At 54.8% G+C, this 23135-nt stretch carries 23 protein-coding genes; 17 read left to right on the top strand and 6 right to left on the bottom strand.

Going from position 1 to position 23135, the window contains the following annotated elements; genetic code table 11:
* Nucleotides 1–2: 2 nt before the first annotated feature.
* The 4 genes from QLG07_RS08480 to QLG07_RS08465 form a co-directional block, all read right to left on the bottom strand.
* A complete protein-coding gene (locus QLG07_RS08480; RefSeq protein WP_282468996.1) occupies nt 3–2558 on the bottom strand; it encodes a fimbria/pilus outer membrane usher protein in 2556 nt (851 codons plus the stop codon).
* A 46-nt stretch (nt 2559–2604) separates the two neighbouring features.
* Nucleotides 2605–3363 carry a fimbria/pilus periplasmic chaperone gene (locus tag QLG07_RS08475; RefSeq protein WP_282468995.1) on the bottom strand — a complete coding sequence of 253 codons (759 nt, stop codon included), beginning with the start codon at nt 3361–3363 and terminating at the stop codon, nt 2605–2607.
* Between the two features lie 75 nt (nt 3364–3438).
* A complete protein-coding gene (locus QLG07_RS08470) occupies nt 3439–3966 on the bottom strand; it encodes a fimbrial protein (RefSeq protein WP_282468994.1) in 528 nt (175 codons plus the stop codon).
* Nucleotides 3967–4409: 443 nt separating this feature from the next.
* Entirely contained in the window at nt 4410–5291 is an 882-nt protein-coding gene (locus QLG07_RS08465; RefSeq protein WP_282468993.1) for a DMT family transporter, read from the bottom strand.
* 99 nt (nt 5292–5390) lie between these two features.
* On the opposite strand from QLG07_RS08465, the gene QLG07_RS08460 reads away from it, so the two are divergent.
* The 15 genes from QLG07_RS08460 to hisP all read left to right on the top strand — a co-directional run bounded on the left by QLG07_RS08460 (nt 5391) and on the right by hisP (nt 19544).
* Nucleotides 5391–6167 carry a helix-turn-helix transcriptional regulator gene (locus tag QLG07_RS08460; RefSeq protein WP_282469015.1) on the top strand — a complete coding sequence of 259 codons (777 nt, stop codon included), beginning with the start codon at nt 5391–5393 and terminating at the stop codon, nt 6165–6167.
* Between the two features lie 104 nt (nt 6168–6271).
* On the top strand, nt 6272–7399 hold the full coding sequence (pdxB, locus tag QLG07_RS08455; RefSeq protein WP_282468992.1) for a 4-phosphoerythronate dehydrogenase PdxB: 1128 nt from the start codon (nt 6272–6274) through the stop codon (nt 7397–7399).
* 115 nt (nt 7400–7514) lie between these two features.
* On the top strand, nt 7515–8525 hold the full coding sequence (locus QLG07_RS08450; protein ID WP_099753362.1) for an aspartate-semialdehyde dehydrogenase: 1011 nt from the start codon (nt 7515–7517) through the stop codon (nt 8523–8525).
* Complete coding sequence (truA, locus tag QLG07_RS08445) at nt 8525–9340, top strand: tRNA pseudouridine(38-40) synthase TruA (RefSeq protein ID WP_282468991.1); 816 nt, start codon at nt 8525–8527, stop codon at nt 9338–9340. The genes QLG07_RS08450 and truA overlap by 1 nt, the downstream gene beginning before the upstream one ends.
* Nucleotides 9341–9370: 30 nt before the next feature.
* Nucleotides 9371–10030, top strand: coding sequence for a DedA family protein (locus QLG07_RS08440; RefSeq protein WP_048915419.1), 660 nt, complete (start codon nt 9371–9373; stop codon nt 10028–10030).
* A 173-nt stretch (nt 10031–10203) separates the two neighbouring features.
* Nucleotides 10204–11112: an acetyl-CoA carboxylase, carboxyltransferase subunit beta gene (accD, locus tag QLG07_RS08435; protein ID WP_048915420.1), complete on the top strand. Its 909-nt coding sequence runs from the start codon at nt 10204–10206 to the stop codon at nt 11110–11112.
* A gap of 65 nt (nt 11113–11177) precedes the next feature.
* Entirely contained in the window at nt 11178–12440 is a 1263-nt protein-coding gene (folC, locus tag QLG07_RS08430) for a bifunctional tetrahydrofolate synthase/dihydrofolate synthase (RefSeq protein WP_282468990.1), read from the top strand.
* The gene (gene dedD / locus QLG07_RS08425) at nt 12430–13179 is read left to right on the top strand and encodes a cell division protein DedD (protein WP_048915422.1); all 750 of its coding nucleotides are present in this window, start codon (nt 12430–12432) and stop codon (nt 13177–13179) included. Before folC ends, dedD begins: the two co-directional genes overlap by 11 nt.
* Before the next feature lie 301 nt (nt 13180–13480).
* Nucleotides 13481–13966 carry a colicin V production protein gene (cvpA, locus tag QLG07_RS08420; protein WP_048915423.1) on the top strand — a complete coding sequence of 162 codons (486 nt, stop codon included), beginning with the start codon at nt 13481–13483 and terminating at the stop codon, nt 13964–13966.
* 36 nt (nt 13967–14002) lie between these two features.
* Nucleotides 14003–15520, top strand: a complete 1518-nt coding sequence (gene purF / locus QLG07_RS08415; RefSeq protein WP_048915424.1) for an amidophosphoribosyltransferase — start codon at nt 14003–14005, stop codon at nt 15518–15520.
* Nucleotides 15521–15584: 64 nt separating this feature from the next.
* A complete protein-coding gene (locus QLG07_RS08410) occupies nt 15585–16154 on the top strand; it encodes a UbiX family flavin prenyltransferase (protein WP_133623194.1) in 570 nt (189 codons plus the stop codon).
* A gap of 284 nt (nt 16155–16438) precedes the next feature.
* Nucleotides 16439–17221, top strand: a complete 783-nt coding sequence (gene argT, locus QLG07_RS08405; RefSeq protein ID WP_048915426.1) for a lysine/arginine/ornithine ABC transporter substrate-binding protein ArgT — start codon at nt 16439–16441, stop codon at nt 17219–17221.
* A 141-nt stretch (nt 17222–17362) separates the two neighbouring features.
* Nucleotides 17363–18049 (top strand): histidine ABC transporter permease HisQ, encoded by a 687-nt coding sequence (locus QLG07_RS08400; RefSeq protein WP_282468989.1) that lies wholly within the window; start codon nt 17363–17365, stop codon nt 18047–18049.
* Nucleotides 18046–18762: an ABC transporter permease gene (locus tag QLG07_RS08395; protein WP_048915428.1), complete on the top strand. Its 717-nt coding sequence runs from the start codon at nt 18046–18048 to the stop codon at nt 18760–18762. Before QLG07_RS08400 ends, QLG07_RS08395 begins: the two co-directional genes overlap by 4 nt.
* Before the next feature lie 8 nt (nt 18763–18770).
* Nucleotides 18771–19544 (top strand): histidine ABC transporter ATP-binding protein HisP, encoded by a 774-nt coding sequence (gene hisP / locus QLG07_RS08390; RefSeq protein WP_048915429.1) that lies wholly within the window; start codon nt 18771–18773, stop codon nt 19542–19544.
* A 41-nt stretch (nt 19545–19585) separates the two neighbouring features.
* Here hisP and QLG07_RS08385 read toward each other — a convergent pair whose 3' ends face one another.
* Nucleotides 19586–20479 (bottom strand): TIGR01777 family oxidoreductase, encoded by an 894-nt coding sequence (locus QLG07_RS08385; protein ID WP_048915430.1) that lies wholly within the window; start codon nt 20477–20479, stop codon nt 19586–19588.
* Nucleotides 20480–20682: 203 nt separating this feature from the next.
* On the opposite strand from QLG07_RS08385, the gene yfcF reads away from it, so the two are divergent.
* Complete coding sequence (gene yfcF, locus QLG07_RS08380; protein ID WP_048915431.1) at nt 20683–21345, top strand: glutathione transferase; 663 nt, start codon at nt 20683–20685, stop codon at nt 21343–21345.
* A gap of 107 nt (nt 21346–21452) precedes the next feature.
* Nucleotides 21453–21974, top strand: a complete 522-nt coding sequence (gene yfcD, locus QLG07_RS08375) for an NUDIX hydrolase YfcD (RefSeq protein ID WP_133623197.1) — start codon at nt 21453–21455, stop codon at nt 21972–21974.
* 56 nt (nt 21975–22030) lie between these two features.
* On the opposite strand, the gene QLG07_RS08370 is transcribed toward yfcD, so the two are convergent.
* Nucleotides 22031–23023, bottom strand: a complete 993-nt coding sequence (locus tag QLG07_RS08370; RefSeq protein ID WP_048915433.1) for a TIGR04086 family membrane protein — start codon at nt 23021–23023, stop codon at nt 22031–22033.
* Nucleotides 23024–23135 lie beyond the last annotated feature (112 nt).

Here is a 23135-nt window from a genome sequence, read left to right as displayed (position 1 = left end):
CGTTACGATCGGGCGTTAGCAGGCAGGCAGGGTGTGTTAAACCGTTCAAAGCCGTTTTCCAGCTGCTGGTGCGGGGGAAGAGTAACGCTCAGCGTGCAGACGGTTGTTTCGCCGGATTTGACCACCAGACGAGAACGTCCCTCTGGTAGACGGACATAGATCATATCGCCCTGAGCAACCAATCCGAGGTTATTCCCCCGTTCATCAGTAACGGTGGCACCCAACGGCAGGCTCTGACCATCGGAGTGGCTAGAATGGATTAACACAGCCCGACCGCGCGTGGTGGCAAACTTAACTTTAACCAGCGCACCTGCATATGGTGCGCTCTGCTGACGGGTGCTCTTTAGCTCCACATCTGGCGGTAACCCTTGTGGGTCGAGGACGATCTCATTGAGGTGGTAGGCAATCATATAGGGAACGAGTGCACGTCCCTGATCATTGAGCTTCAGGCCAGAGTGACCTTCCACCGTGGCGCCCTTAGCGTAAGGCGCATCGACCAGCGCCATGGTTTCGCTGTACCAGGGACTGAAAATTACGCCATCAGGCAGTGCTACCAGCGCCCCGCTGAGACCACCGGACCATGAGTGGCTATGGTTGCCAGCTTCAAAGCTGCCTTGCAAGGTGCTCCAGGCTGAGTGCCAGCTGGCGACCGTATTGGCGCTGGCTCCCTGCTGGCGATCCTGGCTTATTCCAACGTTGTAATCAAACTGCTGTTCTGCTCCCAGTGAACTGCTGAGATTAACCTGGCTGGATAATCCCTGGGCGTCGTGGTTAACGTTCAGGTTCATGCTGGTATCCTGCATGTCGCTGCCCAGCGGCAGTGAGAAGCCGAGAGAAAATTGAGTCTCTCCCCCATCGCGTGAACTCAAGCGGTTTACCGAGAGTGACCAACTCAGCGAGCGAAACGCATTGCTGTATCCCGCCTGAAGCTGGTTGTCATTGCCATTATTGCGCCAGTAATTCTGCCTGATTGCAGTCAGATACATTTGCCCCCAGCTTTCAGGCAGAGTCTGTGAAAGGCTGATGGAGAGACGGCTACGCTGCGCCTGCTTTGCATCATCGCAGGAAGAGGGGACGTTACGCCGCCGGTTATCTATCCAGTGCATCGCATCATTCAGGCCCAGATAACCGGAAGATGAGAAGCGCCAGGCGGCGACAGATACGCTACTGCTGCTCTGATTAAACTCTTTGCTGTAGGTCATTCGATAGCTTTGACCTGAGAGGCGCCTACTGCGGCTGACCGTTTGTGCCTGGCTGACATCCAGCGCCAGCGCCCCCATTGAGGTGCCGACAGCGCCGCCCAGCAGGAAAGCGTGGTAATTACGCGTGGCTAAGACACCGCCATAGTGGGTGAGATGGTTACTCACCCCCCGTTGCAGCGTGGCCTGGGCGACAGTTTCCGTATTGGAAAGCTTCATATCACGTAGCGTACCGGCGGTAATGCTAAACAGTGTTGTTCCCTGACGCACCAGCTGGGGAATAGAAGCGTAAGGCACTATGAATTGCGTTATCTGGCCATCGGATTCCCGTATGGTGACCACCAGGTCGCCGCCGTAGCCGATAGGATAAAGGTCGTCGAAGCTAAAGGGGCCCGGAGGGACCGTGGTTTCATACAGCAGCGCGTTATTCTGCCGCACGCTAACGCGGGCATGGGTCTGAGCCACGCCTCTAATCGCTGGAGCATAGCCACGCCGCGAATCTGGCAACATGGCGTCGACGCTGCGCAGCGTTAAGCCGCGGAATGAAAAGCTATCAAAAAGATTGCCGCTGGTATCGGCGTCTCCCACAGTAATGCGCGACCGGATTGAACTGATATCACGCTCAACATAATTGCGCAGGTTTTGATAGTGCGTGCTGCTCTCAGTTTGCCAGTTCAGTGAACCCAGATGGCGGAAATTAAAACCATGGATATTCAGGCCAATATTATTGCTGTTATAAAAGGAGTTAAACGCGCTACCATCCTGCTTTGACTGATAGTAATTAACGTTATAGTTTAAAATAAGAGCATTAACCCCTCGTTCCCACAAAGAAGGATCAACTTCATTTTGTGCCTGATGCTGTAATGCCGCTTGCGGAATAGCGATTACCATGCTCAAGGTGCTGATGTCGATATGGGCACTTGCGGCAGGAATAAGCTGTTCCAGACTCAAACAGCTTTCAGTCGTATCGAGTTTTTTTAGCTGCTGGTCGTCAATGTAACTGCTTTTAATATGTAATAAATTAAGCAGCGGGCGCGTGATACAGATAACAGTGTGGTTTGAAACTTTTTTAACCGTCACTTTTAATCGTTTAATCGATCTTTCATTCAGCACAACATTGACATCATAGCGACCGGGCTGTAACGCATGACCGCGACTAAACTGTGAAACATCAATGCTTTCACCAGAAGTATTACGTAAAAAATTAGCATCAAATACAGCGATTCCTGCATCCGTTGCGGCAAAAAGTCTTTGATGAGTTTCTATGCTCAGTAATCCAAGAAGTAACAGACTACGCGAGAAGAAATTGAAAAGCCGGAGAAGCCAGACAAGAGCGGCAGTGAAAATTATCCTGAGCATCTATTCTCTCCATATTTAACTCAATCAGGCGTGATGTGGCTTGGATCTATTTTTTTTTGTTATCGGCTTTCACCGTCGTAATGCTGCCGTAGTCATTAAATATTTCGTAGCGCAACGTGGTGTTATCTATTTTTTCCGGAAGTTGCGTGAATTTGAATTCTGCTGAGCCGCGTGGTGCAATCATCTCCCCGTTTAAGCTTGTTATCTCCTTGCCATAGTGGGCAATAATTATACTTGCAATGTTAATATAATAGCCTGATGGATTATAAATAGTCAGCATGGTGCCCGGGGATGCAGATGCGCGCTGCCAGCGCAGTGACTGAAATGCCCCTGTTGCACCTTTTTCATCGAAAGAGGGTGGGCGAAAGAAAATTTTGATCCGGCTGCGGATCGCCATCTGCAAAATATTACTATCCGTTGAGTCAGATTTTTTGGGTGGAATATCGAGGATATTAAGCCAAAAAATCGATTCTCTGTCCTGCGGTAAACTTCCTCCGGTCCAGGTCAGCCTTAACGTTTGACCACTCTGTGGCTCAATACGAACGATGGGAGGAGTCAATATAAAAGGTACGGAGATCTGGTTAAAATTTGCATTTGGGTCACCGTTGTCAATCCATGCCTGTATCAGTGAAGGTTGGGGGCTGTCATTGCTTAACTGAATACTCACTTCATGCTGATTTTGCGGGTAAATCACGCGCGTACTATTAATGATGACATTAGCATGGCTCATCAGAGTTTGTGTGGCTAACAGCATACAGATACAATATTTCAATGCTGAACAAGGAAGGTTTTTTACAACTGGCATAATTGATGCTCTATATTCTGGATGCACGATGAAGTGCAGGGGGCTCCTCCTGCACTTTAAAACGGAGTGGTTGAGTTAGAAATAGTTTAATGAATAATGGACCAGCGTATCGACTTTACCTCCAGTGACTTCGCCAGTAGCATAATAGCGCGCAAAATAGTCCAGAGTAGCTGTGTTCTCAATAATTTTGAACGAGGCTCCATCGGACTGTGAACCATCGCCCAGTCTGATTGGCTGATGAGTTTTATCCAGCAGTTGTACCTGAACGTTGGCTGCATCCCCATTATTGATCAGGTTACCTGTGCGGTAATCCGTTTGCGGGCTTTCAAATAATGCGCGGACATAGTTGGTGGCATTCTTACAGTTATCTAATACCAGGGTGAAAGGCATTTCGTTGGCAACTGCCCCTTTTTTTGGAAGGGCGTTTTCTGATATAGGATTAAATTTTATCGTCGTGTTGCTGCCGCGCCCGTTGATATTGATGTTACAAGTGGTGTTGGAGATTAAACCAACAAACTTGATTGTTCCGTCATAAGCCATTGCTGATGGGATAGAAAGTGCTATCGCTGAAATCAGCGCGGTGGTCCGTAATGTCTTTTTCATGCTTAATTCCTTTTGACTTGAAAATACCACTTATTTATTAAACATTTATAATCATAAGCAATGCTTTATTTTTAAATCTGAATTTTTGTTAAATTTTTCTTGGCTGAATTAAATCAAGTAAAATAAAACCTTGATGAAATCACCTACAACCCTCGAGAATAAAAATACGAGGGAATTTCCGGATTTTAGATATATCGATAGTGAACGACTCCTCAGCTCGGCTATGCTTGTATCGCTAAGAAGATTAGTCGCTATGTGAAAATGGTAAATAGTAAATGCTCCAAAATAACATAAATATTTATATTTTCTTTGAGTTGGTATGTTTTTATTAAAAATAATTGCGTTTATTTTAGCAATATTTATTTAAATATCAGAATGATCTTAGTGATTCATGGAAGCAGCTGCAGGAAAGAAATCCTGCAGCTACATAATCTTAAGGAGTTTTATTTTTTGCAAAATATCAATGGGATACGTAAGCGCTGAGCCAGAGCAACGCCTACAATTGTTATCCCACCGCCGATATAGTGATAGGCATGCAGCTGCTCATGCAGGAACAGTACGGCAATAATTGCGGTAAAAATCGGCACCAGATTCATAAAGATGCTGGTGGTGCTGGCTCCGAGTCGTGCCACGCCCTGGATCCACAAAAACGGTGCAATGACCGAAGCAGGAATGCCGGCAAACAGTACCAGCGGAATATTGTGCGCATTGAGCGAGACGTCCGGCGCCATTAGAAAACCCGGCGTCAGGAGTAGCACGCCAAAGAAGATTTGTACCCACAGGCTCTGCCAGTTGGGCAGCGGCAGCGCCCAGCGTTTGGTGAGCACGCCGTACAGCGCGTAAGAACCTGATGCGGCGAACATCATCAGCTCACCTTTACCCAGCCCGTGCGACAGCAGCTGCGCAGGGTTACCCTGGCTGACCAGCCACACCAGCCCGCAAAAGGAGAGCAGGCTGCCGAGCAGAATGCCGACGGTCGGAGCCAGGCGCAGCAGCAGCAGGCTTAACAGCACCGTCAGCAGCGGGATCAGCGCATTGAGGATCCCCATAAACAGCGCGCTGACGCTGTGAGCGGCATAATAGGCCAGGCTCTGATACAGCACCATGCCGAGTAACCCGAGCACCAGTAACTTCCAGCCATTTTGTTTCACCTGCTGACGATGGCGCCAGACGCCGGGCAGGGCAAACGGTGCCAGCACCAGCAGGGCCAGCAGCCAGCGGTAGAAGGAGATGGCGGCGGGATCGATTGCCGTGGCAGACATCTTGCTGACCACGGCGTTGATCGACCAGATCAGCACCGCAAACAGGGGAAACAGAAAATTCATCGGGGTTCTCTTATGTTCAGGGAAAGCGCAGCAGTGTAATCTTGTCGGTTTTGAAACAGATAATCATAATCAGACAAAAGTATGACGCAATCGGACAAGATGATTCGGCAGTTAACCTACAGCGCACCGGCGGATGCTGAAGCGCTGCGGTTGTTTTTCCGCTATGAACAGGCCAATGCGCGTACCGAATATCTGCCGCATCAGCACCGCTGGGGCCAGGTGATTTTCGTCAAGTGTAACGTGCTGGAGATGCAGGTGGAGGGCGAGCGTCTGCTGACGCCACCCGATCTGCCGATCTGGATCCCCCCTTTGCAGCAGCATGCCAGCTATAACCACAAGCAGGCGCATTTTCGCACGCTGAATATCGCCGCAGAGGATTGTGCGTCGCTGCCGCCGCGTGCCTGCCTGCTGCGCGTCAGTCCGGTGGTACATGCCATTATCGATGCGTGTGCTGCTCGCCAGCTGCTGGTGCCGGAAAGTGCTGAAGATCGTCGGCTGTGCGCGGTGCTGCTCGACCAGCTGCGGCAGGCGGAAAGCCAGCAGAGCTATCTGCCCTCTACCCAGGATAAAGCGCTGGCGCCGGTATTGCAGGCGCTGGAGCGTAACCCGGCGGACAACACCACGCTGGCACAGTGGGCCCAGCGGGTTTACACCACGGAGCGCACTCTGTCGCGGCGCTGCCAGGCGCTGCTTGGCATGTCATTCAGTGAATGGCGGCAGCGGCTGCGTTTTTTGCACGCTATTTCGCTGCTGGAGCAGGGTAAAAGCGTGCAGGAGGTAGCGCTGGACCTGGGGTACAGCTCGGCGTCAGCGCTGATTGTGATGTTTCAGCAGCAGTCGGGCACCACCCCGGAGCGCTATCGCAACCGCGCCTGATGTTAGCGGGCACGGCAAGCCGCGCCCTTCACCAGTCTGAGGATGCCTCCCGGCTGTGCTTGTGGCAGAATAATGCCCCTCACCCAGCCGACTGGAATCAGACTGTGAAAATCCTCGTTGATGAAAATATGCCGTACGCCCGCGAACTGTTTAGCCGCACCGGTGATGTGGTTGCCGTGCCGGGTCGCCCCATCCCGCAGGCCGAACTGGACGATGCGGACGGTTTGATGGTGCGTTCGGTAACCAAAGTGAATGCTGAACTACTGAAGGGCAAGTCGGTGAAGTTTGTTGGCACCGCCACGGCGGGCACCGACCATATTGACGAAGAGTTCCTGGGCGAGCAGGGCATCGCGTTCTCCGCCGCGCCCGGCTGTAATGCCATCGCCGTGGTCGAATATGTCTTCTCCGCACTGCTGCTGCTGGCCGAGCGTGATGGTTTCCAGCTGGCGGACCGCACCGTGGGTATCGTCGGCGTGGGCAATGTCGGTGGTCGCTTGCAGGCGCGGCTGGCAGCGCTGGGCATTCGTACGCTGCTGTGCGATCCACCGCGGGCCGATCGCGGTGATGAAGGTGATTTCCTTGCGCTCTCTGAGCTGGTAGAGCAGGCCGATATCCTGACCTTCCATACTCCGCTGTTCAAGCAGGGACCCTATCAGACCCTGCATATGGCCGATGAAGCCCTGCTGCTGGCGCTGAAGCCGAATACTATTTTGATCAACGCCTGCCGTGGCCCGGTAGTGGATAACGCGGCGCTGCTGAAAGTGCTGGGGCAGCGCGACGACCTGAGCGTGGTGCTCGACGTCTGGGAGCCGGAGCCGGAACTGTCGCTGCCGCTGCTGGATAAGGTGGATATCGCCACCGCCCACATTGCCGGGTATACGCTGGAAGGCAAAGCGCGCGGCACCACGCAGGTATTTGAAGCCTGGACGCAGTTTATCGGCCAGCCGCAGCAGGTGGCGCTGGATACGCTGCTGCCGGCGCCGGAATTTGGCCGCATCACGCTACATGGCCCGCTCGATCAGGCAACGCTAAAACGTCTGGTGCATCTGGTGTATGATGTGCGCCGCGATGACGCACCGCTGCGCCACGTCGCGGCGATAGCCGGTGAATTCGACCGTCTGCGTAAGAATTATCAGGAGCGCCGCGAATGGTCTTCACTGCAGGTTGAGTGTGATAACGCCGAGGCCGCAGCGCTGCTCAACCGGCTGGGCTTCAACGCCTTTAGCCATTAAGTCTTTATTAATTCATCTCATTTAAAATCTCGGTTTCATGAAGGGATTTTTCTGAATCTTAAGGCGATGAAGTCATCGTCTTCTACTTTTGTGTCATTGTCTGGAGTAAACCAACATGTCTGACGGCTGGAATATCGCGCTTTTAGGTGCGACAGGCGCAGTAGGGGCAGCTTTACTGGAATTGCTGGCGGAACGCCAGTTCCCGGTTGGTGAGTTATACGCGCTGGCAAGCGAGCGTAGCGCGGGTGAAGTACTGCGCTATGAAGGCAAATCGGTTCAGGTCACCGATGCGGCTGACTTCGACTGGTCACAGGCGCAGCTGGCCTTCTTTGTCGCCGGGCGTGACGCCTCGGCACGTTACGCGGAAGATGCGGCCAACGCCGGCTGCCTGGTGATCGACAGCAGCGACCTGTTCGCGCTGGAGCCGGACGTTCCGCTGGTGGTGCCTGACGTCAATCCCCAGGTGCTGGGCGACTATCGCAACCGCAACATTATCAGCGTGGCCGATGCATTAACCAGCCAGCTGCTGTGCGCCATCAAACCGCTGGTGGATAACGCCGGTCTCGGGCGTTTGCAGGTGACCAACCTGCTGGCCGCCTCTTCACACGGCAAAGCGGCGGTGGATTCGCTGGCCGGTGAAAGTGCGCGTCTGCTGAACGGTTTGCCGGCCGAAGAGGGGTATTTCGGCCGCCAGCTGGCGTTCAACATGCTGCCGCTGGTCGCTGATGCGGAAGGCAGCGTCGCGCAGGAGCGCCGCCTGGTGGATCAGGTGCGTAAAGTGCTGCAGGACGACGGTTTGCCTATCGCGGTCAGCACCGTGCAGGCGCCGGTGTTCTACGGTAACGCGCAGATTGTGCATATTGAAAACCTGCGTCCGGTCTCGGCCGAAGAGGCGCGTGAAGCGCTGCAGCAGGCGGAAGATATCAACCTGACCGATGAAGATGACTTCCCGACTCAGGTCGGTGATGCCTCCGGCAGCGCGCATCTCAGCATTGGCTGCGTGCGCAACGATTACGGTATCGCCGAGCTGTTACAGTTCTGGTCGGTGGCCGATAACGTACGCTTTGGCGGCGCGCTGATGGCGATCAAAACCGCTGAAAAACTGGTGCAGGAGTATCTGTACTGATGTCCGACAGCACTGTGCCACAGCCGCTGACCAAGCTGGCGCTGGGCATTGAATATGACGGCAGCCGCTATTACGGCTGGCAAAAACAGAACGAAGTTCGCAGCGTGCAGGAAAAACTGGAAAAGGCGCTGACGAAAGTGGCCGATCATCCGGTGGTGGTGTTCTGCGCCGGGCGCACCGATGCCGGGGTCCACGGCACCGGACAGGTGGTGCATTTCGAGACCAGCGCGCAGCGTAAAGATGCCGCATGGACGCTGGGCGCTAACGCCAACTTACCGGCGGATATTGCGGTGCGTTGGGTTAAAACGGTGGCGGACGATTTTCACGCCCGCTTCAGCGCCACGGCGCGCCGTTACCGCTATGTGATCTACAACCAGCGGCTGCGCCCGGCGATCCTGTCGGGGGGCGTCACGCACTTCTACCATCCGCTGGATGTGGAAAAAATGCAGCGTGCCGGACAGTGCCTGCTGGGCGAGAACGACTTCACCTCGTTCCGCGCCGTGCAGTGCCAGTCGCGCACGCCAATGCGCTACGTGATGCACCTCAACGTCAGCCGCTTTGGCGCTTACGTGGTGGTGGATATTAAAGCTAACGCCTTTGTGCACCATATGGTGCGCAATATCGTGGGCAGCCTGATGGAAATTGGCTGCGGGAATCAGCCCGAAGGCTGGATGGCTAAGCTACTGGCGGCGAAAGATCGAACGCTGGCAGCAGCGACCGCGCGTGCCGAGGGTCTTTATCTGGTCGCCGTGGATTATCCCGCACGCTTTGAATTACCCCGTCCACCGATGGGACCACTGTTCCTCGGGGATTAACCCTGGCCTGGAGTATTAAAGGAAGCCTGTATGGAATTGATTCGTTTTGTTGTCGACTTCATTCTGCATATCGACGTCCACCTTGCGGAACTGGTGGCACAGTATGGTATCTGGATTTACGCCATTCTGTTCCTGATCCTGTTCTGCGAAACCGGGCTGGTGGTGACACCGTTCCTGCCGGGGGATTCCCTGCTGTTTGTTGCCGGTGCGCTGGCCGCACTGCCGGGCAATGACCTGAACGTGCACACCATGGTGGCGCTGATGGTGGTGGCGGCGATCCTCGGCGATGCGGTTAACTACACCATTGGCAGATTGTTTGGCGATAAGCTGTTCAGCAACCCGAACTCAAAAATCTTCCGTCGCAGCTATCTCAATAAAACCCATGAATTTTACGAGCGCCACGGCGGTAAAACGATTATTCTGGCGCGCTTCGTGCCGATCGTTCGTACTTTCGCGCCATTCGTGGCTGGAATGGGCAAAATGTCCTATCGTCATTTTGCGCTGTACAACGTCGCGGGCGGGCTACTGTGGGTGCTGCTGTTTACCTATGCGGGTTACTTCTTCGGAAACCTGCCTGCGGTGCAGGAGAACCTTAAGTTATTGATTGTGGCGATTATCCTGCTGTCCATTATGCCGGGTGTTATCGAAGTATGGCGTCATCGCCGTGCGGCACGTCAGCAAAAACAGTAATATGAGAGATCATCAGACTGTCACCCCCTTACCAGATTTTTATCCACAGTGACGGGCGGTTATGGTTTAATGAGCGACAATTTATGGTTTGCGTTGCCGCCCGGCGTGGCAACGTAGAAAAGAAAAACTGGCACTTCCCAAGAGAAGGCCAGGTTCAAACAGAAAGGTCATCAATGAGCTGGATTGAACGAATTCTCAACAAGAGCACAACTGCCCCATCGCGTAAAGCAAGCATTCCTGAAGGGGTTTGGACCAAGTGTGATAGCTGCGGGCAGGTTCTTTACCGTGCCGAGCTGGAGCGCAATCTCGAAGTCTGCCCGAAATGCGACCACCACATGCGTATGCACGGTCGCGACCGTCTGCACAGTGTGCTGGATGAAGGTTCAATGACTGAACTGGGCAGCGAGCTGGAACCGAAAGATCTGCTCAAGTTCAAGGATTCAAAAAAATACAAAGATCGCTTAGTCGCTGCTCAGAAAGAGACCGACGAAAAAGACGCGCTGATCGTGATGAAAGGCACCCTGCACGGGATGCCGGTTGTTGCTGCGGCGTTTGAGTTCTCCTTTATGGGCGGCTCAATGGGTTCCGTGGTCGGCGCGCGCTTTGTGCGTGCCGTTGAGCAGGCGCTGGAAGATGGTTGCCCGATGATCTGCTTCTCGGCCTCAGGCGGTGCGCGTATGCAGGAAGCGCTGATGTCGCTGATGCAGATGGCGAAAACCAGTGCAGCCCTGGCGAAGATGCAGGAGCGTGGTTTGCCCTATATCTCCGTGCTGACTGACCCGACCATGGGCGGGGTTTCTGCCAGCTTCGCGATGCTGGGCGACCTCAACATCGCTGAACCAAAAGCGCTGATCGGCTTTGCCGGCCCACGCGTGATTGAGCAGACCGTGCGTGAAAAACTGCCGCCGGGCTTCCAGCGCAGTGAGTTCCTGATCGAGAAGGGTGCGATCGACATGATCGTGCGCCGTCCGGTGATGCGCTTCAAGCTGGCCTGCTTGCTGGCTAAGTTCATGAATCTGCCTGCACCGCAGGAAGAAGAGATCGCTGAAGCCGCTGCTGTTCCACAGAGCCCCGAGGCCTGATCGATGATGAGAAAGGGACCACGGGTCCCTTTCACCAATGAACCGTAACTTTGTGAACGGGACACATGGATAATCTTCCTCAAGCCACGTCGCCTCTTGCCACGTGGCTTTATTATCTTGAGCACTTACACTCTCAGGCTATCGAACTTGGGCTGGATCGTGTCCAGCGCGTTGCCACCTCACTCGACCTGCTCAAACCTGCCCCCATGGTCTTCACCGTTGCCGGAACGAATGGCAAAGGCACCACCTGCCGAACTCTGGAAACTGTGCTGATGGCCGCAGGCTTTCGCGTGGGCGTATACAGCTCCCCGCACCTGGTGCGCTACACCGAACGCGTGCGCATTCAGGGGGCAGAACTGGCCGAGTCGGCACACACCGCTTCGTTTGCGGCAATTGAAGCCGGGCGTGGCGCAACCTCGTTAACCTATTTTGAATACGGCACCCTGTCGGCACTGTGGCTGTTTAAGCAGGCGCAGCTGGACGTCGCGATCCTCGAAGTTGGCCTCGGCGGGCGCCTTGACGCCACCAACATCGTGGATGCTGATGTCGCCGTGATCACCAGCATTGCGCTGGATCATACCGACTGGCTGGGGCCGAACCGTGAAAGCATTGGTCGCGAAAAAGCGGGCGTGTTCCGCGGCGGCAAACCGGCCATTGTCGGTGAACCGGATATGCCGCATACCATTGCAGATGTGGCGACGGAGAAGGGCGCACTGCTGAGCCAGCGCGATCGTGACTGGTCATATCAGGCAAGCGCACAAGGCTGGTCTTTCCAGGATGCTCAGGGCCGCGTCGACCAGTTACCGCTGCCGCAGGTGCCGTTGCCCAATGCCGCCACCGCGCTGGCCGCGCTGCGTGCCTCCGGGCTGAAGGTCGATGAAACGGTGATCCGCACGCATCTGCATCAGGCCATTTTGCCGGGCCGTTTTCAGACGGTGGCAGAGTCACCGCGGGTGATCCTCGATGTGGCGCACAATCCCCATGCGGCGGCCTATCTGGCTGGCCGACTGGCAGAATTAGCGCACGTCGGGAAGGTCCATGCGGTGGTCGGTATGCTGCACGACAAAGATATTGCCGGTACGCTGGCCTGCCTCCGTCCCCAGGTTGATGCCTGGTACTGTGCGCCGCTTGACGGCCCGCGCGGTGCCAGCGCAGAGCAGCTGATGGCGTATCTGGAGGGCGCGCAGGCCTTCAGTTCGGTGACGGCGGCGTATCAGCAGGCGCTGCAGCAGGCAGCAGAACAGGATATTGTGCTGGTGTGTGGTTCATTCCACACCGTAGCGCAGGTCATGGAAACGATGGAAACGGAGAACGGCAGTGGCCAGTAAGTTTCAGAACCGTTTAGTCGGAACCATCATCATTGTCGCGCTGGGTGTGATCGTGCTGCCCGGCGTGCTCGATGGTAAGAAAAAACATTACAAAGAAGAGTTTGCCGCAATCCCGCTGGTGCCGAAACCGGAAGATCAGCAGGAAACGGATCTCGTACCGCCTGTCACGCAGTCGTTGCCCGCTCAGCCGCCGCAAGGCGCAGCGGCCACGGCACCGGGCAGCAGTGAAAATACCTCACAGGCGGACAGTGGTTCCACCGTGCCGCAGTCGCGCAATCAGCCGACTGTCGTTACGCCGCCGCCGGTGCAGCAGCAGCCGCCGAAAGTGGTGGAGAAACCGCTGGCGAAACCGAAGCCGGTAGAGAAACCGGTAGAAAAACCGGTTGAGAAAGCGAAGCCGGTTGAGAAGCCGAAAGCGGTAGAAAAACCGGTCGAGAAGCCAGTTGAGAAAACGCAGCCGAAAGAAGAAGCACCGGCAGCGGAAGCCGCACCAGGCGGTCAGGCCTATGTTGTTCAGCTCGGCGCGCTGAAAAATGCCGCTAAGGTGAATGAGATTGTCGCCCAGCTACGTCTGTCGGGCTATCGCGCCTTTACCGTGCCTTCAACGCCGGTGCAGGGGCAGATCACCCGGATTTACGTCGGCCCGGATGCCTCCAAGGCGAAAATGCAGGCGTCAGTTAGCCAGCTGCAAAGCATCTCCGGCCTCGGCGGGGTGGTGAAGCCTTACAGCGCCAGATAGTGTTGTTGACCCCCGTGCGCAGCAATGGCACGGGCTATGATTGCGATAGCTTTTATCGTCTCACGCCCGGAACGGCAGCACTGTCGTTCCGGGCGTACTACGTGATGATACTGGCAAATCAAGGTATTGCGTTGCGGCGTGCTGACGGCCGAAATCGTGGCCCGTCTGTAGATTTTTTCCACGTCGGCGATTATTTAAATCGACGTGGGAAAACCCTACGCAAACGTTTTCTTTTTCTGTTAGAATTCGCCCCGAACGAGCTGGATGGCTGGATTCAGGGGCATTGTCACTGGAAGAGTTCATGGTCTGGATAGATTACGTCATTATTGCGGTTGTTGGTTTTTCGGCTCTTGTCAGCCTGATCCGTGGGTTTGTTCGGGAAGCTCTTTCTCTCGTCACCTGGGGTTGCGCATTTTTTGTCGCCAGTCATTACTACTCCTTCCTTGCCGTCTGGTTTACAGGATTTGAAGACGAACTGGTTCGAAATGGAATCGCCATTGCGGTGTTGTTTATTGCCACGCTGATTGTCGGGGCAATCGTCAACTATGTGATCGGGTCGCTGGTTGAAAAAACCGGCCTGTCGGGTACCGACAGAGTACTTGGAGTCTGTTTCGGGGCATTACGTGGTGTGCTGATTGTTTCAGCGATGCTGTTCTTCCTTGATACTTTCACCGGTTTTTCCAAAAGCCCGGACTGGCAGCAGTCTCAGCTTATTCCCCAGTTCAGTTACATCATCAGGTGGTTTTTTGATTACCTGAAAAGCACGTCGAGTTTTTTGCCCCAGTAATCGCACTGGGGTTGCGGCTTATGAGGAAATGTCACTATGTGCGGTATTGTCGGGATCGCCGGATTCATGCCGGTCAACCAGTCGATTTATGATGCGTTAACGGTGCTTCAGCACCGTGGGCAGGATGCCGCCGGCATCGTTACCATTGATGCATTGAATTGCTTCCGTCTGCGTAAAGCAAACGGCCTGGTCAGCGATGTATTTGAAGCCCGCCACATGCAGCGTATGCAGGGCAATATGGGTATTGGCCACGTGCGCTACCCAACGGCAGGAAGCTCCAGTGCTTCTGAAGCCCAGCCTTTCTATGTGAACTCCCCTTACGGTATTACCCTTGCCCACAACGGCAACCTGACCAACGCCCACGAGCTGCGCAAGGCGCTGTTCGAAAGTGGCCGCCGTCATGTGAATACCACGTCGGATTCCGAAATCCTGCTGAACATCTTTGCGCAGGAAGTGGACCGCTTTCAGCACTACCCGCTGGAAGCCGAAAACATCTTCTCCGCCATTGCTGCCGTTCACCAGAAGGTGCGCGGGGCTTATGCCTGTGTGGCGATGATCATTGGTCATGGCCTGGTGGCATTCCGTGACCCGAACGGCATCCGCCCGCTGGTTATCGGGAAACGCGGCATGGCCGACGGCCGCACCGAGTATATGGTCGCTTCCGAAAGCGTGGCGCTGGATACTTTAGGCTTTGAGTTCCTGCGCGATGTGGCACCTGGCGAAGCGGTGTACGTCACCGAAAAAGGTCAGCTGTTCACCCGCCAGTGCGCGGAGAACCCGAAATACAATCCGTGCCTGTTCGAGTATGTCTACTTTGCGCGCCCGGACTCTTTCCTTGATAAGATCTCCGTGTACAGCGCCCGCGTGCGCATGGGTACCAAGCTGGGGGCGAAAATCGCCCGCGAGTGGGAAGATCTCGACATCGATGTGGTTATCCCCATTCCGGAAACCTCCTGCGATATCGCGCTGGAGATGGCGCGTATTCTCGATAAGCCCTACCGTCAGGGTTTTGTGAAAAACCGCTACGTAGGCCGCACCTTTATCATGCCGGGCCAGCACCTGCGCCGCAGTGCGGTTCGCCGCAAGCTGAACGCTAACCGTGCTGAGTTCCGCGGTAAAAACGTGCTGCTGGTGGATGACTCCATCGTGCGCGGCACCACCTGTGAGCAGATCATCGAGATGGCGCGTGAAGCCGGGGCGAAAAAAGTTTACCTCGCCTCTGCGGCCCCGGAAATTCGCTTCCCGAACGTTTACGGTATCGATATGCCGAGTGCCACTGAGCTGATTGCTCACGGACGTGAAGTGGAAGAGATCCGCCAGCTGATTGGTGCTGATGCGCTGATCTTCCAGGATCTGAGCGACCTGATCGAAGCGGTGCGTGAAGAGAACCCCGATATTGCCCAGTTTGAATGCTCGGTATTTGACGGTATCTACGTTACCAAAGACGTCGATCAGCAATACCTGGAGTATCTGCAGTCGCTGCGTAATGACGATGCGAAGGCGATGCAGCGTCAGAACGAAGTTGAGAACCTGGAAATGCATAACGAAGGCTAAGCCCGGGTAAATACGCTAAGATGGGCCGGAAGTGATTCCGGCCCATTTTTTTTTAAGGATTTTTATGAAGCGACTCATTATTGGTATCTCTGGCGCCAGCGGGGTGATTTATGGCATCCGCACGCTGCAAATTTTGCAGCAGGTGAGCGGGGTAGAGACCCATCTGATAATGAGCCAGGCCGCGCGTCAGACGCTGGCGCTGGAGAGTGATTACACCGTGCGCGAGGTTCAGGCGCTGGCCGATGTGGTGCATGACGTGCGTGATATCGCCGCCAGTATCTCTTCCGGCTCATACAAAACCGACGGCATGGCTATTCTGCCGTGCTCAATGAAAACCCTTTCCGGGATCGTTCACAGCTATAGCGACGGCCTGCTAACGCGCGCGGCGGATGTGGTGCTGAAAGAGCGTCGCCGTCTGGTGCTGTGCGTGCGCGAGACCCCGCTGCATCTCGGCCATTTGCGCATGATGACCACGGCCGCTGAACTGGGGGCGATTATTATGCCGCCGGTGCCGGCTTTTTATCATCGTCCGCAGAGCGTGATGGACATCGTTGACCAGACGGTAAACCGCGTAATCGACCAGTTTGATATTGAGTTGGACAACGATCTGTTTACGCGCTGGCAAGGTGCATAGCGCCAACGGGCTGCACTGATTAAGTGCAAATGTTGGTGCTGAATCGCTTTTCGTGCAAGTTGTGCACCAATATGAAACATAGTTGCTTCCTGCCGCTCACAAACCTGCTATACATTTTCCTGCAAACTGAGTAATCGCGGTGCTTTTACCTTGCGTAATATAAACAGGGCCTTGCCACAAAATGTGGCACGGAATCTGCTATCAGTAAGGGGTGAAGCTGTTTTCAACGTACCGCGCAGACACATCACGAACCACATAATAATACTGAAACTCGAGGGTAATTTATGAAAAAGCAGGTCCTGGTTCTCTCCCTGTTGATGGCAACACTGGCTGCGGGCAGCGCATTTGCAGCTGGCCCAAAAACGCTGCGTATCGGCACCGACCCGACCTATGCACCGTTCGAAATGAAGAATGCGCAGGGGCAGCTGGTAGGCTTTGATATCGATCTGGCCAACGAAATCTGTAAGCGCATGGAAACCAAATGTACTTTCGTGGAAAGTGATTTTGATGCGCTGATCCCTTCGCTGAAAGCGAAAAAAATTGACGCGATCATCTCTTCTCTGTCGATTACCGAAAAGCGTCAGCAGGAGATCGCCTTCTCAGAAAAACTTTACGCGGCAAACTCACGTCTGATCGCGCCTAAAGGGTCGAAAATTCAGCCAACGCTGGAGTCGCTGAAAGGTAAAACCATCGGGCTGCTGCAGGGCACCACGCAGGAAACCTACGCCAACGACAACTGGCGTCCTAAAGGCATTACTGTGACCCCGTACGCGAACCAGGACCTGGTGTATCAGGATCTGACGGCGGGCCGCATCGATGCCGCTTTCCAGGATGAAGTTGCCGCCAGCGAAGGCTTCCTCAAGCAGCCAGCCGGTAAGGAATATGCGTTTGCCGGCCCGGCGGTAAAAGATGAGAAGATCTTCGGCGTTGGTACCGGTATGGGCATGCGTAAAGATGACCCAGCGCTGAAAGCCGCTATCGATAAAGCATTCGACGAAATGCGTAAAGATGGCACCTACGACAAATTAGCGAAAAAATATTTCGATTTTGATGTGTACGGCGGTTAAGTAAAAACCTGTCTGCAGGCCCCACCGTCTGGCACGGTGGGGCTACTGCCCGCAAAATGATGATATATACCTGAATAGCTCGAGCAGCAGACAACGCATCTGCGGCTTGAACTATGACGGTAGAACGACAGGATATTGCTTATGCTGTATGGCTACTCTGAAGTCATTTTTAAAGGTGCTATGGTCACCCTCGAGCTGGCAGTCAGCTCTCTGGTGGTTGCCGTCGTACTGGGTTTAATTGGCGCCGGGGCCAAACTTTCCAGCAGTCGCCCACTGGTGGCTGTATTTGAAGGCTACACTACGCTGATCCGTGGCGTGCCTGATTTGGTTCTGATGCTGCTGATCTTTTACGGTCTGCAAATTATCCTTAACCAGATTACCGATTTCCTGGGTCTGTCGCAGTTCGACATTGACCCGATGGTTGCCGGGATCATCACCCTCGGCTTTATCTACGGAGCTTACTTCACTGAGACCTTCCGCGGGGCCTATATGGCCGTACCGAAAGGGCAGATTGAAGCGGCGACCGCCTTTGGTTTTACCTCATCCCAGACCTTCCGCCGCATCCTTTTCCCAGGCATGATGCGCTACGCGCTGCCGGGCATTGGCAACAACTGGCAGGTTATCCTGAAGGCCACCGCGCTGGTGTCGCTGCTGGGGTTGGAAGATGTCGTGAAGGCCACGCAGCTGGCCGGGAAATCGACCTGGCAGCCGTTCTACTTCGCCGTGGTCGCGGGCGTGATCTATCTGATTTTTACCACGCTCTCCAACGGCGTGCTGTGGTGGCTGGAACGCCGTTATACGGTAGGCGTGAAAAGGGCTGACTTATGATCGAAATTATTCAGGAATACTGGAAAGCCCTGCTGTGGACCGACGGTTATCGCTTTTCCGGCGTGGCGATCACGCTGTGGCTGCTGGTGATCTCCGTGGTGCTGGGTGGCTGTCTGGCCGTGCTGTTGTCCATTGCCCGCGTTTCGCCAATTAAAGCGATCCGTTTCCCGGTGTGGCTGTTTACCTATGTGTTTCGCGGTACCCCGCTGTATGTGCAGCTGCTGGTGTTTTATTCCGGCATGTACACGCTGGAGATTGTGAAAGGCACCGAGCTACTGAATGCCTTCTTCCGCAGCGGACTGAACTGTACGCTGCTGGCGCTGACGCTGAATACCTGTGCCTATACCACCGAGATTTTTGCCGGGGCGATCCGCTCGGTGCCGCACGGTGAGATTGAGGCCGCACGCGCTTACGGTTTCTCCACCTTCAAGCTGTACCGCTGCATTATCATGCCTGCGGCGCTGCGCACCGCGCTACCGGCTTACAGCAACGAAGTGATTCTGATGCTGCACTCGACGGCGCTGGCGTTTACCGCCACGGTGCCGGACCTGCTCAAGGTGGCGCGCGACATTAATTCCGCAACCTACCAGCCGTTTGTCGCGTTCGGTATTGCTGCGGTGCTGTATCTGATTATTTCCTATGTGTTGATTAGTCTGTTCCGTAAAGCGGAAAAACGCTGGCTGGCGCACGTTAAACCTTCATCTTCACATTGAGTGACACTATGGCTGAGAATAAATTAAACGTCACCGAACTGCACAAGCGTTACGGTGAGCATGAAGTGCTGAAGGGCGTCTCTCTGCAGGCGAACGCGGGCGATGTGATCAGCATTATCGGCTCGTCCGGTTCCGGGAAAAGTACCTTCCTGCGCTGCATCAACTTCCTTGAAAAGCCGAGTGAAGGCACAATTTCTGTCAACAATGAGAGTATTAACCTGGTGCGCGATACCGACGGCCAGCTGAAAGTTTCCAACAAAGAGCAGCTGCGCATGCTGCGAACCCGCCTGACGATGGTATTCCAGCACTTTAATCTCTGGAGCCATATGACAGTGCTGGAGAACGTGATGGAAGCCCCGATCCAGGTGCTGGGCCTGAGCAAGAGTGAAGCGCGTGAGCGCGCCATTCGCTATCTGGATAAGGTGGGGATTGATGAGCGGGCGCGGGCAAAATATCCGGTGCATCTCTCCGGCGGTCAGCAGCAGCGCGTTTCCATCGCGCGTGCGCTGGCAATGGAGCCAGAAGTGCTGCTGTTTGATGAACCGACCTCCGCGCTGGATCCTGAACTGGTGGGCGAAGTGTTGCGCATCATGCAGAAACTGGCGGAAGAGGGCAAAACCATGGTGGTGGTGACTCACGAGATGGAGTTCGCCCGCCACGTTTCCAGCCATGTGATTTTCCTGCATCAGGGGAAAATCGAGGAGGAGGGCGCGCCTGAAGAGTTGTTTAACAACCCGAAGAGCGGCCGCCTGCAGCAGTTTTTGTCTGGCGCGTTAAAGTAATATTCGGTAGGGCCAGGCATGCCTGGCCCCTACGCAGTTGTTTACACCACATCCGCTAACGCTTTATCTAACTCATACCATTTAAAACTGAATCCCGAGGCCTCCAGCCGCTGCGGGATAACATGCTGCCCGCCTAATACCAGCACCGCCGATTCGCCCATCATCAGCTTGATGGCGGCGGCAGGCGTGCGCATAAACGCCGGACGATGCAGGGCATGGCCGAGCGCGGCGGCGAACTGCTCGTTGCGAACCGCATAAGGTGCCACCAGGTTAAACGGCCCGCTGAGCTGCGGATGTTCCAGCAGCCAGATGATGCCGTTCAGGGCGTCTTCCAGATGGATCCACGGCATATACTGCTTACCGTTACCGAGCGGCCCGCCAATGCCCAGCTTAAACGGCAGCTTCATTTTTGCCAGCGCACCGCCCTGTTTTGCCAGCACCACGCCGGTGCGCAGCAGGCAGACGCGGGTGCGTTCGCTTTCCGCGCGCAGTGCTCGCTGCTCCCAGCCTGCACAAAGCCGGTGGGTGAACTCGTTATGGCCCGGATCGTCCTCGGTCAGCACCACTTCGCCGGCATCACCATAGAAGCCAGTGGCGGAACCGGAAATGAGCAGGGCAGGCGGCTCGCTGCTGGCTTGAATCAGCGCGACCAGACGTTCGGTCAGCAGCCAGCGGCTGTCGCACAGCTGGCGCTTTTGTGCCTCATTCCAGCGCTTATCAGCAATCGGCTCCCCGGCCAGGTTAATCACCGCATCAATACCGTTCAGATCGCGCTGCTGGTCCAGCCCCGACCACAGATTAACCTGTTCGCCCAGCAGGTGGCGGGCGGCGGCGACATCGCGCGTCACCACGCTAACCTGGTGACCGGCCTGCAGCAGGCGTGCCGTCAGCGGTCGGCCAATCAGCCCGGTGCCGCCAGTGATCAATATATGCATGTTGTTTTCCTTCAAAGTGATGGGTATCCACATCCTGTGTTTAGCATAGGTGAAGTTAGCGAGTTTGCGTGTGAGCGATGCCGCGTCAGGCCGCGATGGTAAGCGTTTCTGAAAACCAGCAGGAAGCTGTTCAGGTGATTGCCTTTAGGCTAAAAAACAGCTAAACAGGAGGTTCAAGTTGATGAACGTCAGAGGACGTCCGGATGAGTAATCCCACTCTCGTTTTATGGTCAGATGCCAATTTCTTCAGCCCCTATGTCATGTCGGTTTACGTTGCCCTCAGTGAAAAAGGCATTCCTTTTACGCTGAAGCGTGTCGACCTTGCCAGCCAGGAGCATCAGCAGCCAGCCTATGGCGAAGTGTCGCTCACCCGCCGCGTTCCCACCCTTGCGGTAGACGGTTTCCAGCTCTCTGAGTCTTCAGCGATTACTGAGTATCTGGAAGACCGTTTTCCGGCACCGGAATATGAGCGCCTTTATCCGCGTGACATTGAAAAGCGCGCCAAAGCGCGTGAAATCCAGGCGTGGCTGCGCAGCGACTTTATGCCCATTCGCCAGCAGCGTCCGACCGAGGTGCTGTTTGCCGGTAAGCGTTTTGCCGCGCTGGATGAAGCGGCGCAGCAGTCAGCCGCCAGGCTTATCGCTGCTGCCGATCGCATGCTGCCGGAAGGCCAGCAGAATCTGTTTGGCGAGTGGTCGATTGCCGACACCGATCTGGCCGTGATGCTGAACCGCCTGGCTCTGCATGATGACCCGCTGCCGCAGCGGCTGGCTGACTACGCCCATTTCCAGTGGCAGCGTGCTTCGGTGCAGCTGTGGCTTGCCGAGTCGTCAAAAACAGCAGAGTGCGGGATGAGCACAAATTGATGATTGCGTCATACGGCGTTAAACATTAATTTAAGCGCAGCGCGAAGGCGCGTAAAAACGTTTGATTCAACTGAGCGCCAGGCGCCAGAACAATAAAAGGGTTACGGATGGTGGAGCAAGATCAGGGCACGGAGTGGGTGGATATCGTTAACGAAGATAACGAGGTTATTGCACAATCCAGCCGTGCGCAGATGCGAGCGCAGTGTTTGCGCCATCGCGCAACCTACATCGTGGTTCACGATGGCAGGGGTAAAATTCTGGTACAGCGCCGCACAGAAATTAAAGACTTTATGCCGGGCATGTTAGATGCCACGGCCGGTGGCGTGGTGCAGAGCGGTGAGGAGATGCTGGCCTCCGCGCGCCGTGAAGCGGAAGAGGAGCTGGGCATCGCGGCGGTGCCGTTTGCCGAGCACGGCCATTTCTACTACGAGGATGAGCACTGCCGCGTATGGGGCGGGCTGTTCAGCTGCGTTTCTCATGGCCCGTTCGCCATGCAGGAAGAGGAAGTGGATGAGATTTTCTGGATGACGCCGGAAGAGATTACCGCCCGCTGTGACGAATTCACCAACGACTCGCTGAAAGCGCTGTCGCTGTGGCTGACGCGTAACAACGAGTCAGGCACTTTCTAATAAAAAGGGATGCACATCACTGTGCATCCCTGTTCATTAACTGGCAGCAATTGCGATTAATTCAGCACTTTAGTTTCCGGCTGAGTATTACGGCCAATTTTACCCACCACGCCCGCGATAACCGCTTGCACCAGCAGGATCAGTAACAGATACCAGCTGGCTTTTGCCGTCGCCGCGGCCGCCTTCTCGGCTGCCTCACGCGCTTTCTGCTCGGCTTCTGCTTTCAGCTGCTGATACTTTTGATAAGCCTGCTCATAGCTTTTCTGTACCTGAGCGACCATTTGGTCCACTTCCTGATCGCTTTTCCCGGTACGCGCTTTAATAATATTTTTCAGCGCATCAACGTCGGCGGCCTGCAGGGTAGCCTGATTACGTTCAACCACACCTTTAAACCAGTTGCTTAAATCACTGTCCGCGGTTTGCGGATGATTTGCGGTATCCTGCGCCTGATTTTGCGCATTATTCGCTTCGCCCTGGGCATCGTTTTTAAGATTCTCAGGCTGCAACTCCGGCTTGCCGGTTTGACGCAGCGTTTTTTCCAGCTCGTTCTGAACATTACCCAGATCGATATTGCTCTCTTTCAGTTTATCTTTGGCTGCCTGGGTGACCGACGGGGCGACGGCAGAAATACCTTGTCCCATCAAATTAAAACCGGAACCGATCACGCTTGCGGTGCCGCTCACTGCTGAACTCAGTACAGAGACCACAAGCCAGACGCAGATCAGCGTGTTAACTGCCCACATCAAAATACCGTGCAGCGCGCCTTCACGCTGTGCCAGTCTGCCGCTGACGAAGGCGCCAACCGCTATGGAAATCAGCATACTCAGCCCGCTCCAAATCAGCGCGCCTTTACCCAATCCATCCAGTGGATTTTGCTCCTTCAGCGGGTCGATAGTGGTTGTACCAATAGCGGTGCCTAATATCGAAAGCAGCAGATAGATGACAATCGACAAAATAACGCCGGCAAAAACAGCGCTCCATGAAATACGTTTTAATGGTACGCCAGTGTAATTTTCACGATAAACCGGTTGAGTAAAGTTTTCGCTCATAACATTATTCCTTTGATTAATCTCTGGTTGCTAATTGAACCTTGCTTTGACAGTTATTCAAGTGAACGCAAGTCCTGATGCGTTCGAAGTAAGGTTAGTCACGAGAAGTGAT

The sequence above is a fragment of the Erwinia sp. V90_4 genome, assembly GCF_029967685.1.
Lineage (GTDB): Bacteria > Pseudomonadota > Gammaproteobacteria > Enterobacterales > Enterobacteriaceae > Erwinia > Erwinia aphidicola.
This window is presented reverse-complemented; position numbering and strand designations above follow the sequence as displayed.